This window comes from Reyranella soli (assembly GCF_007992495.1).
GTDB lineage: Bacteria > Pseudomonadota > Alphaproteobacteria > Reyranellales > Reyranellaceae > Reyranella > Reyranella soli.
The window spans coordinates 56,235-69,391 of the sequence record NZ_BKAJ01000021.1 but is presented as its reverse complement, the minus strand read 5'-3'; the positions used below and the strand labels follow the sequence as shown (position 1 = coordinate 69,391).

Annotated in this window: 14 protein-coding genes; 11 read left to right on the top strand and 3 right to left on the bottom strand. The window is 68.1% G+C overall.

What is annotated here, in order from left to right; all coding sequences use genetic code 11:
- From RSO01_RS06400 to RSO01_RS06380, 5 genes are all read left to right on the top strand, one after another.
- Window positions 1-520: cytochrome b (locus RSO01_RS06400; RefSeq protein WP_147147336.1), on the top strand; the 520-nt coding region annotated here is incomplete at its 5' end.
- Window positions 520-1,101 (top strand): YceI family protein, encoded by a 582-nt coding sequence (locus tag RSO01_RS06395; RefSeq protein ID WP_147147334.1) that lies wholly within the window; start codon window positions 520-522, stop codon window positions 1,099-1,101. The genes RSO01_RS06400 and RSO01_RS06395, both read left to right, overlap by 1 nt.
- A 16-nt stretch (window positions 1,102-1,117) precedes the next feature.
- Window positions 1,118-1,666, top strand: a complete 549-nt coding sequence (locus RSO01_RS06390; protein ID WP_147147332.1) for a hypothetical protein — start codon at window positions 1,118-1,120, stop codon at window positions 1,664-1,666.
- Between the two features lie 132 nt (window positions 1,667-1,798).
- Window positions 1,799-2,755, top strand: coding sequence for an SDR family oxidoreductase (locus RSO01_RS06385; RefSeq protein ID WP_147147330.1), 957 nt, complete (start codon window positions 1,799-1,801; stop codon window positions 2,753-2,755).
- A 23-nt stretch (window positions 2,756-2,778) separates the two neighbouring features.
- Complete coding sequence (locus RSO01_RS06380; RefSeq protein ID WP_147147328.1) at window positions 2,779-3,516, top strand: SDR family oxidoreductase; 738 nt, start codon at window positions 2,779-2,781, stop codon at window positions 3,514-3,516.
- 9 nt (window positions 3,517-3,525) lie between these two features.
- Here the strand turns inward: RSO01_RS06380 and RSO01_RS06375 are convergent, their stop codons facing one another.
- The gene (locus tag RSO01_RS06375; protein WP_218037261.1) at window positions 3,526-4,608 is read right to left on the bottom strand and encodes a citrate synthase/methylcitrate synthase; all 1,083 of its coding nucleotides are present in this window, start codon (window positions 4,606-4,608) and stop codon (window positions 3,526-3,528) included.
- 84 nt (window positions 4,609-4,692) lie between these two features.
- Between RSO01_RS06375 and RSO01_RS06370 the strand changes: the two genes are divergently transcribed.
- The 6 genes from RSO01_RS06370 (at window position 4,693) to plsY (ending at window position 10,173) form a co-directional block, all read left to right on the top strand.
- Complete coding sequence (locus RSO01_RS06370; RefSeq protein WP_218037260.1) at window positions 4,693-5,904, top strand: citrate/2-methylcitrate synthase; 1,212 nt, start codon at window positions 4,693-4,695, stop codon at window positions 5,902-5,904.
- Window positions 5,901-6,257 carry a GFA family protein gene (locus RSO01_RS06365; RefSeq protein WP_170302875.1) on the top strand — a complete coding sequence of 119 codons (357 nt, stop codon included), beginning with the start codon at window positions 5,901-5,903 and terminating at the stop codon, window positions 6,255-6,257. The genes RSO01_RS06370 and RSO01_RS06365 overlap by 4 nt, the downstream gene beginning before the upstream one ends.
- 65 nt (window positions 6,258-6,322) lie before the next feature.
- Window positions 6,323-7,291: an aspartate carbamoyltransferase catalytic subunit gene (locus tag RSO01_RS06360; protein ID WP_218037259.1), complete on the top strand. Its 969-nt coding sequence runs from the start codon at window positions 6,323-6,325 to the stop codon at window positions 7,289-7,291.
- On the top strand, window positions 7,288-8,637 hold the full coding sequence (pyrC, locus tag RSO01_RS06355) for a dihydroorotase (protein ID WP_246158143.1): 1,350 nt from the start codon (window positions 7,288-7,290) through the stop codon (window positions 8,635-8,637). Before RSO01_RS06360 ends, pyrC begins: the two co-directional genes overlap by 4 nt.
- Before the next feature lie 107 nt (window positions 8,638-8,744).
- Window positions 8,745-9,548: a hypothetical protein gene (locus RSO01_RS06350; RefSeq protein ID WP_147147324.1), complete on the top strand. Its 804-nt coding sequence runs from the start codon at window positions 8,745-8,747 to the stop codon at window positions 9,546-9,548.
- A gap of 7 nt (window positions 9,549-9,555) precedes the next feature.
- Entirely contained in the window at window positions 9,556-10,173 is a 618-nt protein-coding gene (plsY, locus tag RSO01_RS06345) for a glycerol-3-phosphate 1-O-acyltransferase PlsY (protein ID WP_147147322.1), read from the top strand.
- 4 nt (window positions 10,174-10,177) lie between these two features.
- On the opposite strand, the gene RSO01_RS06340 is transcribed toward plsY, so the two are convergent.
- Both RSO01_RS06340 and RSO01_RS06335 read right to left on the bottom strand, forming a co-directional pair.
- The gene (locus tag RSO01_RS06340; protein ID WP_147147320.1) at window positions 10,178-11,956 is read right to left on the bottom strand and encodes an FAD-binding oxidoreductase; all 1,779 of its coding nucleotides are present in this window, start codon (window positions 11,954-11,956) and stop codon (window positions 10,178-10,180) included.
- Window positions 11,957-12,069: 113 nt separating this feature from the next.
- On the bottom strand, window positions 12,070-13,074 hold the full coding sequence (locus RSO01_RS06335) for a putative 2-aminoethylphosphonate ABC transporter substrate-binding protein (protein WP_246158140.1): 1,005 nt from the start codon (window positions 13,072-13,074) through the stop codon (window positions 12,070-12,072).
- Between the last annotated feature and the right edge of the window lie 83 nt (window positions 13,075-13,157).

Here is a 13,157-nt window from a genome sequence, read left to right as displayed (position 1 = left end):
TCGGCTGACCCAGGCACTGCACTGGATCACCGCCATCGCCGTGATCGGCATGCTGGGCGTCGGGCTGTGGATGACCGGCCTGCCGCTCGGCTTCACCAAGCTCTATGCCTACAACTGGCACAAATGGATCGGCCTCGCCGTGCTGGTGCTGACGGTCGGCCGCCTGCTGTGGCGCTGGCGCCATCCGCCGCCGCCGCTGCCCGGTACCATCGTGCGCTGGCAGGCGGCGCTGGCGCCGCTCGCGCATTGGGCGCTGTTGCTCCTGCTGCTCGCCATGCCGATCAGCGGCTGGTTCATGAGCTCGGCTGCTGGCGTGAGCGTAATCTGGTTCGGGCTGCTGCCATTGCCCGACCTGGTGCCGCGCGACCAGGACCTGTTCGAGACGCTCAGGACCACACACTATATCCTGTCGCGGTTGCTGATCGTGGTGCTGATCCTTCACGTCGCCGCGGTCGTACATCACGATGTCCTGCGGCGAGACGGCGTGTTCCGCCGCATGTGGCCTTTCGGAGGAAGCTGATGCGTTGCTGGTTCGCCCTCGCCTGCCTGATCCTGCTGCCGTTGCCGTCGCTTGCCGGACCGCAGGACGCCTGGACGGTCGATCCCAAGGCAAGCTCCCTCTCCTTCAGCGTCGCCCAGGTCGGCTCGATCGTGAGCGGCCGCTTCCCCACCTGGACGGGCGAAATCGTGCTCGACCCCGCCTCTCTCGCCAGCGCGCGCATCGACATCAAGATCGACACGCGCCCGGCCTCGACCAACAACCGCGACGTCGATTCGCTGATGAAGGGGCCGAACTTCCTCGACGTCCAGAAATTCCCCGAGGCGCGTTTCGTGGCGACCTCGATCTCAGGCAGCGGCGATCGCTACGAGGCGCGCGGCAAACTCACCATCCGCGACGTCACGCGCGATGCCATCCTGCCCTTCACGCTCGCCATCACCGACGACCCCGCCCAGCCCGGCCGCGTGCGCGCCACCGCCCGGGGCCGTATCATCCTGAAGCGCCTCGACTATGGTGTGGGCCAGAACGAATGGGCCGCCACCGGCCAGGTCGCCAACGAGGTGACGGTCGACCTCAACGTCGTGGCTGGCCGCAGCAAATGATCAGTCCGTGTGCCCAATGCTAGGACGGCGCGCCCTGCTCGGCGCGGGCGCGTTCCTGCCGGCGGTGGCGCGCGCCCAGTCGGGCTTGTGGCCGGAATGGATCGGGCTCTACGACGGCGCGGCGCGCTTCTATCGCTCGATCCCGCTCGAGGACATCTATCCGCCGCCCAAGGAGCCGCACGTCGACCTCGACGACCCCGCGCCCTTCGGCGTGCACTTCGAGATCCGCGCCACCGACGATCTGCCGACGATCCGATTGCGCATCGATGCCGGACCGATGCAGACCGCCGCCAATGGCGAGCTGCTGCGCTTTGGTCCGCTGATCGATGGCGTCGCGGTCCTCGCCTCCAACGAATCCCGGCACGGGCCGCGCTCGGCGACCCTCACCGTCGGCCGCGACCTGTTAGGCACCGAAGCCCTGTTCGCGCATGCCGACGGCAGCTTCTGGCGCCGCCACTTCACCGTCCGCTTCACGCCGACCGGCGGCGACATCATCCTGTGGGTCTTCGACGCCGCCGGCACCCGCGCCCGCACCTGGCGCGGCTCGGCGGTCAAGCGTTCATAGTGAGCGAGTCTAGCCGTTGCCCTATGCCAAGGTATGTAGTGCGTTATCCGTAGCGAATCTTGTTGGCCCCGCGCGCCGTTTGCAAACTGCCACCACGTGATCGACACCAAGCCGACATCGACGGAGGAGCGGATGCCAAAGCTTCAGGACTCGCAGATCGTCATTGTCACAGGTGCGTCGAGCGGCTTCGGCCGCCTGTCCGCCAACGCCGTCGCCCGCGGCGGTCACACCGTGTACGCCGCCATGCGCGAAACCGAGGGCCGCAACGCAGCCCAGGTCGCCGACGTGAAGGCCTATGCGCGCAAGGAAGACGCCGATCTCCGCGCCATCGAGCTCGATGTCGGCGCGCAGGCGTCGGTCGACCGCGCCGTCGCCGCCATCATGGCCGAGCATGGCCGCATCGACGTCGTGGTGCACAATGCCGGCCACATGGCGTTCGGCCCGGCCGAGGCCTTCACGCCCGAGCAGTTCGCCGAGCTCTACGACATCAACGTGCTGTCGACCCAGCGGGTCAACCGGGCGGTCCTGCCGCACATGCGCAAGCGCGGCGAGGGTCTGTTGATCTGGGTCTCGTCCAGCAGCTCTGCCGGCGGCACGCCGCCCTACCTGTCGCCGTACTTCGCCGCCAAGGCCGCCATGGATGCGCTGGCGGTCCAGTATGCGCGCGAGCTCACGCGTTGGGGCATCGAAACCTCCATCGTCGTGCCGGGCGCCTTTACCAGCGGCACCAACCACTTCGCCCATTCCGGCAGCCCGGCCGATCTCGACCGCCTCGCCGAGTACGCCGCCGGCCCGACCGCGGGCCTCGCCGAGCAGATCCGCACAGCCTTCGGCCGCATCGCTCCGCCCGATGCCGATCCTGCCACGGTCGCGATCGCCATCGCCGACCTGGTCGACATGCCCTTCGGCAAACGCCCATTCCGGATCCATATCGATCCGACCGATGACGGCGCCTCGGTGGCGTTCGCGGTGATCGACCGCGTGCGCAACGAGATGCTGAACCGCGTCGGCCTCTCGGACCTGCTTCATCCCGCGCGCTGGGCGGAGTCCGACGCCTCCTGGGCCACATCGTCCAAGGCCGCTTCCTGAAACCTTCAGCAGGGAGACGAACCATGTCCGACAATGGCAAGACAGCGATCGTGACCGGCTCGGCACGCGGCATCGGCGCGGCGGTCGCCGAGCGCCTGGGCAAAGACGGCTTCGCCGTCGTCGTGAACTACTCAGGCAGTGCTGCGGACGCCGAAGCCGAGGTGGCGAAGATCAAGGACGCCGGCGCGCGCGCCATCGCGGTGCGCGCCGACGTCTCCGATCCGGCGGCAGTCAAGCAGCTGTTCGACGGGGCGACAGCCGCCTTCGGCGGCGTCGATGTCCTGGTGAACAATGCCGGCGTCATGCTGCTCTCGACCATCGCCGAGGCCGACGACAAGCTGTTCGACCGCCAGGTCGCCATCAACCTCAAGGGCGTGTTCAACGGCATGCGTGAAGCCGCGCGCCGGTTGCGCAGCGGCGGCCGCATCATCAGCTTCTCGTCGAGCGTCGTCGGCCTCTACCAGCCAACCTACGGTCCGTATGCCGCGACCAAGGGCGGCATCGAGGCCATGACCCATGTGCTGGCCAACGAGATGCGCGGCAAGAACATCAACGTGAACGCCATCGCCCCCGGCCCGACGGCGACACACCTCTTCCTCGACGGCAAGCCGCAGCAGGTGATCGACCATCTGACTCATCTGGCGCCGCTCGAGCGGCTGGGCACGCCGGCGGACATCGCCGCCGCCGTGTCCTTCCTGGCCGGGCCCGACGGATCCTGGATCAACGGCCAGGTCCTGCGGGTCAATGGCGGTATCGTCTAGGGCCGAGAGCTAAGGCCTGGGGCCGACGTAGTTCGACTGCGGGCGGATGATGCGCCCGCCCTTTTCCTGCTCGAAGATGTGGGCGCACCAGCCCGCGGTGCGTCCCACGGCAAACAAGGCGGTGAAGGCGCTGCGCGGGATCTCCAGCGCCTCCAGCAGAAGCGCCGTATAGTACTCGACGTTGGTATCGAGCGGCCGGCCGGGCTTGTACTTGCGCAGGGCGGCGATGGCGCCCTGCTCGACCGCCGAGGCGTAGGCGAGCCTGCCCGCCGTCGCCGGCAAGGTGGCCACGGCCGCCTTCAGCACGTCGGCCCTTGGATCGCGCACCTTGTAGATGCGGTGGCCGAAGCCCATCAGGGTCGTGCCCTTGGCAAAGGCATCGTCGAACCAGGCCTCGGCGCGCGCCGCGTCGCCGATCTCGTCCAGCATGTCGAGCACGGGACCGGGAGCGCCGCCATGCAGCGGGCCCTTCAGCGCACAGAGCCCGGCCAGCACCGAGGAGATCAGGCCGGCATGCGTCGAGGCCACCACTCGCGCGGTGAAGGTCGAAGCGTTGAAGCCGTGATCGGTGATGGTCGCGAGATAGGTGTCGAGCGCCTTTTCGAACACCGTGCCGGCGCGCTGGCCGCGCACCATGCGCAGGAAGTCCTGCGCCGTATTGAGCGATGGATCGGGCGCGATCGGCGCCAGCGACTTCTCGGCGTTGAGCGCGGCCGCCAGGAACACCGGCATGGCGCCGCACACCAGGAAATGATGGGGCATCTTGTCGTTGTCGGGCAGCATGCCGAGGCCGACCCGGAGCGCCTCGACCGGACTGAGGCCACGCGTCGCGGCCAAAAGCTTGGGCACGTCGGCGAAGGCCCGCACACGCGCCGCCGCCAGGCCCGCGGCGACAGCCGCCTCGTCGCCGCCGCCTTCCGCGTAGCCCTCCCACAGGAGAGCCGCGACGCCTTCGAAGCCGAGCGTCGCCGTCAGTTCCTCGATCGCATGTCCGCGCACGATCAGCCGGCCGGCCTCGCCGTCGACTTCGCTCATCGCCGTATCGGCCACGACGATCCCGTCGAGGCCGCTATTCACCCGTGTCAGCAGCATGTTGGATCCCTTTCCGCTATCGCTGCCAACCTCGGTTTTCACAAAAATATTGTCAATCTTGATTATATTGATCAATATAATGCCGTGGCAAACGAATGGCTGAGTTCGAGAGAAGCGGCGCGGCGGCTGGGCGTGTCGGCAGCGACGCTCTATGCCTATGTCAGCCGTGGGCTGTTGCGCTCCGAGTCGGTCGATGGCCGACGCGAGCGACGCTACCGCGCCGACGACATCTCGCGGCTGAAGCGGCGGCGCGATGTCGGGCGCAAGGCCGAATCGATCGCCAACCATGCGCTCGACTTCGGCACGCCAGTGCTCGAATCGTCACTGACCCTGATCGAGAACAACCGTCTCTATTATCGCGGCCGCGATGCCGCCGAGCTGGCGCGCACCGCCTCGCTCGAAGAAGTGGCACGGCTCTTGTGGGATTGCGACGAGCGGCCCTTCGCACCCGACAACCTGCCGCCAATGACCACGGCGCTGCGCCGCGCCTGGCTCGCGGCAGCGACCTTGGGCCCGGTCGATCGCTGCCTCGTCGTGCTGCCGGCGGCCGCGGCGCTCGACCATCCGAGCTGGGTGGAGGATCGCGCCGCCATGCTGGAGACAGGCGTGCGCGTGTTGCGCCTGCTGACCGCGGCGGTCACGGCGCGGCCGCTTTCGGCGCTCCCCGTCCATCAGGAACTTGCCGTGGCCTGGAAGGTGCCGCCGGCGCGCGCCCCGCTCCTGCGCGCGGCGCTGGTGCTGTCGGCCGACCACGAGTTCAACGCCTCAGCCTTCGCCGCCCGCGTCGTCGCTTCGACCGGCGCCAACCTCTACGGCGCCACCATGGCCGGGCTCGCGGCCCTGAACGGCCCGCGCCATGGCGGGCTGACCCGCCGCGTCGCCTCGCTGTTCGACGATCTCAAGAACACCCGCGACATCGACGGCGAGCTGGTGCAGCGCGTGCGCGACCGCATCTACATCCCGGGCTTCGGCCATCAGCTCTATCCCGACGGCGATGTCCGGGCGGCCACCCTGTTCGCACTGCTGCGCGAGACCGTCCCCAACTCGCCGGAGCTCGCCTTCGCCGAGCGGCTGGCCACCGCCGGCGAGCGACTGATCGACCGCAAGCCCAATGTCGATTTCACTACTGTCGTCGTCGAGCGCGTGCTCGGCCTACCGAAGGACTCCGCCCTCGCCCTCTTCCTGCTGGGCCGCACCGTGGGCTGGATCGCCCATGCTCTGGAACAATCCGCTCATGCTGCCCTGATCCGACCGCGAGCCCGCTATACTGGTCCCAGACCAGGAGGACTCCCGTGAGCGAAGGTCGCTGTCTTTGCGGAAACATCCGCTTCACCGCCGACGGTCCGCCCAAATGGACGAGCTACTGCCATTGCCAGAGCTGCCGCCGGCACACCGGCGCGCCGGTCTCCGCCTATGCCGGCTTCGAGGCGGCGAAGGTCCGGTTCAGCGGCGGCGCCCTCTCCACTTTCGAATCGTCGCCCGGCGTGCGGCGCGGCTTCTGTGGGCGCTGCGGTTCCACCCTGACCTACGAAGGCGACCGCTGGCCAGGCGAAGTCCACCTGCATGTCGGCGCATTCGACGATCCGGGAGCGCTCGCACCGACCGGCCACGCCTTCGCCGACGAACGGCTGCCGTGGCTGAAACTGTGACCTTATTTATCCACCAAAACGTCGCCTTGCCGGGGCCGCACCAGCGTGCTTAACGTCGCGCTTTAGTGACAAGAAAACGCGTGGGCGTGCCGAGGTTGCCCCATCTGCTCGGCATCGAGGGACTTGCGCCCGAAACAATTTCGGGTCTGCTCGATCTTTCCGAAAGCTACATCGACCAGAATCGGTCCATCGACAAACGGCGCGACGTGCTCGCCGGGCGGACGGTGATGAACCTGTTCTTCGAGAATTCGACCCGCACCCGCACCAGCTTCGAGGTCGCAGCCAAGCGGCTGGGCGCCGACGTCATCAACATGGACGTCGCCACCTCCTCGGTGCGCAAGGGCGAAACGCTTCTGGACACGGCGATGACGCTGAACGCCATGCGGCCCGACGCCATCGTCGTGCGGCACCATGAGTCTGGCGCGGTCAATCTCCTGTCACAGAAGGTGAACTGCGCCGTCATCAACGGCGGCGACGGCCAGCACGAGCATCCGACCCAGGCGCTGCTCGATGCGCTCACCATCCGACGACGACGCGGCAGCCTGGAAGGCCTGCTGGTGGCGATCTGCGGCGACATCATGCACAGCCGCGTGGCGCGCTCGAACATCCACCTGCTGCAGATCATGGGCGCGCGCGTGCGGGTGGTCGGCCCGCCCACCCTGATGCCGACCGACGTCGACCGCATGGGTGTCGAAGTCCACTACAGCATGAGGACCGGGTTGAAGGACGTCGACATCGTCATGATGCTGCGCCTGCAGACCGAGCGCATGCAGGGCTCGTTCGTGCCCTCGATCAGCGAGTATTTCCGCTTCTTCGGCCTCGACGCCGAGAAGCTCAAATTCGCCAAGCCCGATGCCCTGGTCATGCATCCCGGACCGATGAACCGCGGTGTAGAGATCGACTCCGAGGTCGCCGACGACGTCGACCGCTCGGTCATCCAGGAGCAGGTCGAGATGGGCGTGGCCGTGCGCATGGCCTGCTTGGACGCGCTGATCGGCGGCCGCCGCAACGCGCTCTCGGGAGCGGCAGCGTGAACGGCAACATCGATCGCCTGGCGCCGCAGCACAGCGGCTCGACCGCCTACATCAACGCGCGCATCATCGATCCCACGGGCGATGCCGAGTATCTGGGCGCCGTCCTGATCAGTGACGGCAAGATCGCCGACTACGGTCCCAACCTGTTCGCCTCGGGCGCGCCCTACGGCATCCAGTCGGTCGACTGTCGCGGCCTCTATCTCGCGCCCGGCCTGGTCGACACGCGCGTCCATACCGGCGAGCCCGGCGAAGAGCACAAGGAGACGCTGGAGAGCGCCGGCGCCGCCGCAGCGGTGGGCGGCATCACCTCCCTGGTATTGCTGCCCGACAACGAGCCGCCGTTCGACGACGCCTCGCTGATCGAGTTCGTCGCCCGCCGCGCCCGCCAGATCAAGCTGGTGAACATGTACGCCTACGGGGCGCTGACCGTCGGGCTCGAGGGCAAGGAACTGGCCGAGATCGGCCTTCTGGCCGAGTCCGGGGCCGTCGCCTTCACCGACGCCGACCACGCCATCGGCAACGCCCAGGTGCTGCGCCGCGCGCTCTACTACGCCAAGGCCTTCGACGCGCTGATCGTCCACCTGCCGCAGGAGCCGACCCTGTCGGGCGGCCACATGACCAGCGGCGAGATGGCGACGCGGCTCGGTCTGTCCAGCAGCCCGCCGCTGGCCGAGGTGATGCTGGTCGAGCGCGACATCCGGCTCGCCGAGATGACCGGCGGGCGCCTGCACCTCGCCAAGATCTCCACCGCCGAAGCGGTCGCGGCGATCGCTGCCGCCAAGGCGCGCGGATTGAAGATCACCTGCGATACCGCCGCGCCCTACTTTGCGCTGAACGACCTCGCGGTCGGCGACTACCGCACCTTCGGCAAGCTGGTGCCGCCCTTGCGGTCCGAGAAGGACCGGCAGGCCGTGGTCGAAGGCCTGAAGGCCGGCATCATCGACGCCATCGTGTCGGACCATCGCCCGCAGGACCAGGACAGCAAGCGCGTGCCCTTCGCCCAGGCCGAGCCGGGCGGCATCGGGCTGGAGACGCTGCTGCCGATCTCGCTCGAGCTGGTGCACAACGGCCATCTCACCCTGCCACGCCTGTTCAAGCTCCTGGCCAGCACGCCGGCGCGCCTGTTCGGCCTGCCGGGCGGGAAGCTCGCCAAGGGCGCGCCGGCCGATCTCGTGGTGTTCGACGCCGATTACGCCTGGAAGGTCGACCGCGACGAATTGTGGAGCAAGACCAAGAACACGCCATTCGACGAGCGCCCGGTGCAGGGCCGCGTGATGGCGACCATCGTCGGCGGCCGCACGATCTATCAGGATGAAAGTTTCCTGACGCCTGCGAGGGCCGCGTAGCCGCGGCCGAACAGCCTGGGGCCGCGTAATCGCCGTCCAAAAGCTGCCTCCAAACGGCCTTTTCGTCTGCTATGGTCGTGTCCTTCCACCAATCAGGGCGTTGCACGATGCTTCGACAGTCACTTCTTATCGGTGTCGCCGGCATGGCGTTCGCGGGCGCCAGCGCGGCCCAGCAGCGCGGCCAGTCGCGCGACGACTTGCTCGACGCCCTCACCCGCCACATCCAGATCTGTGGCGAGATGACCGAAACCCAGGCGCGCCTCAGCTGCTACGACCGCCTGCAGACACAGGTCGGCGGTGTCGCGCCGCAGTCCCAGCCGACACCGACGCCCTTGCAGGCGGCGCAGCCCACGCCGACTCCGCTCGCTCCGCCGCCACCGCCGACGACAAACATCGGATCGGGCGGCGGCTCGTCCATAAGCTCTGCGCCGCTGACGCCGCAGCCGCTCGGCGTGCCGGGTGGCGGTGTGGCGACCTTGGGCGCAGGCAGCGGTGCGGCCAACCCGCCGCCGTCGATGACGCGGGATCCCGACGCCGCCTTCGATCCGCGCACCGCGGGCTATCGTCCGCCCGAGAACATGGGCGCGCGGCCGCAGCCGCAATTGCGCCGCAGCGGACCGCGGCCGGTGCCGAACTTCTCGACGCCGCAGCCGCTGGTGACGCTCGGCGCCGCCAACCTGACCTACGGCGATTCGCGCTACTGGCAGGTGACGGTGACGCTCACCTCCAACACGCGCAATCCCGTCAACACCCAGGCCGAGTGCACCTTCATGAACGCCGGCCGCCCGGTCTCGACCGACTATCTCGGCCCGCTCATGATCCAGCCCGGCGAGCAGGTCACGACCGAGCTGATCGGCCCGCCGACCACGTCCTACATCGATTCGACCAACTGCAAGGTCGTGAGCCCCTGACCCTCGAATGATCTCGACCCTGATTCTGCTGCTGGCACCGTTCCTGATGGGCTATCTGCTGGGGTCGATTCCGTTCGGCCTGCTGCTGACACGCGCCGCAGGGCTGGGCGACATCCGTAACGTCGGGTCGGGCAACATCGGCGCCACCAACGTGCTGCGCACCGGCCGCAAGGGCCTCGCCGCCGCGACCTTGCTGCTCGATGCGCTGAAGGGCGTCGTCGCCGTGCTGATCGCCGACCAGGTCGGCCAGCTCGCCGCGGTCGGCGCCGCCGCGGGCGCGGTGCTCGGGCACATGTTCCCGGTGTGGCTTGGCTTCAAGGGCGGAAAGGGCGTGGCGACCACGCTCGGCATCATGTGGGGCCTGTCGTGGCCGGTCGGCGCCATCGCTTGCGCGGCCTGGCTGTTGTTCGCCGCCCTCTTCCGCTTCTCCTCGCTGGCCGCGCTGCTCAGCGTCGTAGCCGCCGCGATCGCCGCCTGGTTCCTGACCGACCATCGCGCCGCCATCCTGCTCACCCTGCTGGTGCCGCTGGTGTGGGTGCGGCACCACGAGAACATCGCCCGCCTGCTCAAGGGTACCGAGCCCAAGATCGGCCAACGCACGAAGAGCGAGGCTGCGCCTTCTTGAGGCGCTACTTCAGCCGGGTGAAGCCGTCGGGGCTAAAATCTTCGCTGCCGACGCCGTGATGGACGAAGAACAGCCCGTCGGGATCGTACTTGTCTTTCACCTGCCTTAGCCGCGCGTAGTTGGCGCCCCAGAAGGCACCACGCCAGTCGGGCTCGAAGTAGTTCGACTCCGAGACGTAGGAGCCGTGGTTCGGCACCAGCTTGCGCAGCTCGTCCATGGCGGCGTTGATGCTCTTGGCGTTGCGCTTCGCCAGCGCAATGTCGGGCTCGTGACCGGGAATGCCCGGAAAGGCCGGCGGCCCTTCCGAAGCGCTGATGGCGAGCGCGAAGGCGTCCGCCGCCGCGGGATTGGTCGCCGTGTCGCGCGCCGCGGCGACTTCTTCCGCCGGCGCCCCGGCAAGACCCTTGTTGAAATGCAGCGTGACGCGCCATAGGCGTGACGCGGCGAACAGTGCATCGACCAGTCGCGGCTGGTTGGCGGGCTCGATGAGCGGACCCGGCATCCACACCGATTCGTAGCCCTGGATGAACCAGCCGGCCTCGCCGATGTTGGAGCGCCAGAACACGTTGCCCGAAGGCGCGCCGGGCCGGTCGTCGTTCAGCACGAAGTCCGGCGCGTTCGCCTTCAGGAACGCGGCGTCCCAGAAATGCCGCGCCGGCAGGGCCGCGATGAAGGGCGGCGCCTGCAGCGCGAAGTCGTTGGGCCGCGCGGCCAGCCAGTCGAAGAATGGCTTCCACACGGCATTGGCGGCATCGCCGTCGAGGCCCTGGAACACCATGGCGACGCCTAAAACGTTGTCGCGGCGGAAGGTCACCTGCTCGCCCCACTGCGGATTGAAGAGTTTTTCGCGATAGAATGTGACGAAGCGCTCGATCAAGTCGCGGTAGGCCGCGTCCGACTTGGCCGCCACGTTCACGAACATGGCGCCGAAGAACTCGGGCAGCTCGCGCGTGCGCAGCGTCAGCCGCGTGACGATGCCGAAGCTGCCGCCGCCACCGCCCTTCAAGGCCCAGAATAGGTCGGGATTGGTGCAGGCATTGGCGATGCGCACCGTGCCGTCGGCCGTCACCACCTCGGCCTCGATCAGGCCGGCCGCCGCCAGGCCGTAGCGCTTGGAGAAGGTGCCGAAGCCGCCGCTCTGGATCAGGCCAGCGACACCCACTGTGGTGCAGCCGCCGCCCTGCACATAGCGCCCGGCCTTGGAGACCGCGTCATAGGCCTGCAGCCAGACCACGCCGGCGCCCAGCGACACCGCGGGCTGCGGGCGGTCGCTGCAGCCCTGACCGACGAAGGCGTCGTGCAGCTCGATGCGGTTCATGGCGCGCGTCCAGACCAGCAGCGAATCGGGCGCGTTGGAGGTCCCCTGGTAGGAGTGGCCGCCGCCCTTCACCGCTAGCCGCAGGCGATGGGTTCGCGCGAAGTTGACCGCGGCCGCGACGTCGGCGGCATTGCGCGCTGCCACCGCATAGGCGCTGGGCGTCGACGTCCAGGCATCGACCCAGCCGCTGGTCTGGGTCAACGCGACGTTGTCGCCGATCAGCCAGGGGTTCTTCAGGCCTTTGAAGAAGGCGGTGCACTCCGCACTGGCCGGCGCCGCCCGGCAGGCATCGAGCGGCGGCGTCACCTGGACCAGCTGGCCACCCACCTGGGCGTTCAGTTCCTGCCATTGGGCAGCCGACGGCCAGGAAGGATCGCCGGGACGGCTGCGGCGCGTAGGCTGGGCGTAGGCGGTCGACATCAGGGGCAGACTTCCGGCAAGCATCATCAGTTGGCGTCGGTACATGGCGGTCCTCGCGTTGAGGCCCACTGACTACCCTTCGATTCGACGATGAGGCCTCGAATTGTGACGACCGGCGCGGCCCGCGGGACGACCGGCGAGCGACAAAGGACGACCGGTCAGTTCTTCTTGGCCGCCTTGCCGTCATAGCGCCGCGCCCATTCCTCCAGGATCCGGGTGCGGTTCGCGGAGGCCCAGGCGAAGTCGTTCTTGATCATCGATTCGGCGACGCCGGCGGGATAGTCGGGGATGTTGCTGGCAATGCCCGGCATGGCGACCTGGCTGACGAACGAGGCATAGAGCTCGTTAGCCTTGCGGCTCGCGGCGAAGTCCATCAGCCGGCGCGCCGCCTCGGGCTTCTTGGTGCCGCGCAGGATGGCGGCGGCGTCCATGTCCCAGCCGCCGCCCTCCTTCATCACCAGCCCCTCGATCGGCGCGCCTTTCTGGCGGGCGTTGGCGGCGGCAAGCTCATAGGCGATGCCGAGCGGGAACTCGCCCGAGGCGGCATGCCGGCACGGCCGCGTACCCGAATGCTCGTAGACGGCGATGTTGTCGTGCAGCTTGTCCATGAACGCCCAGGCCTTGTCCTCGCCGAACATCTGGATCCAGGCCGAGACATGGAAGTAGCCGGTCCCCGACGAGGCCGGATGGGGCATGGTGAGCTTGCCCTTGAAGCGCGGATCGAGGAGGTCGAACCACGAGGCGGGCTTGGGCAGGCCGAGCTTGGTCGCCTCTATCGTATTGAAGCAGACCGCGGCTACCCACGCTTCCATGCCGACCCAGGCCGGCGGATTGGCCGGATCGCGGAAAGCCGGCTTGATGTTGGTGAGGTTCTTGGGCGCGTAGGGCTCGAGCAGGCCGCGCTTGTCGAGCAGCAGCATCGAGGTGACGGCCAGCCCCCAGATGGCATCGCCGCGCTGCGCGCCCTGCTCGGCCAGGATGCGGGCAGTGAGCACGCCCGTCGAATCGCGGTTCCACAGGATCTCGATGTCGCGGTTCTCGGCTTCGAATGCCTGCTTGAAGTCCTTCAGGTTCTCGACCTCGAGGGTCGAATAGACTTCCAGCCGGACACGGTCCTGCGCCGCCGCGGCCGTCGCACCGAGCGCCAGAAGGACCGCCATCATCAAGCTTCTCATCGCTGTCTTCCCTCTTCTTCCCACACATAACATTGATCACCAGCCAGCGCGTCGCTAGGGTCACTACACAA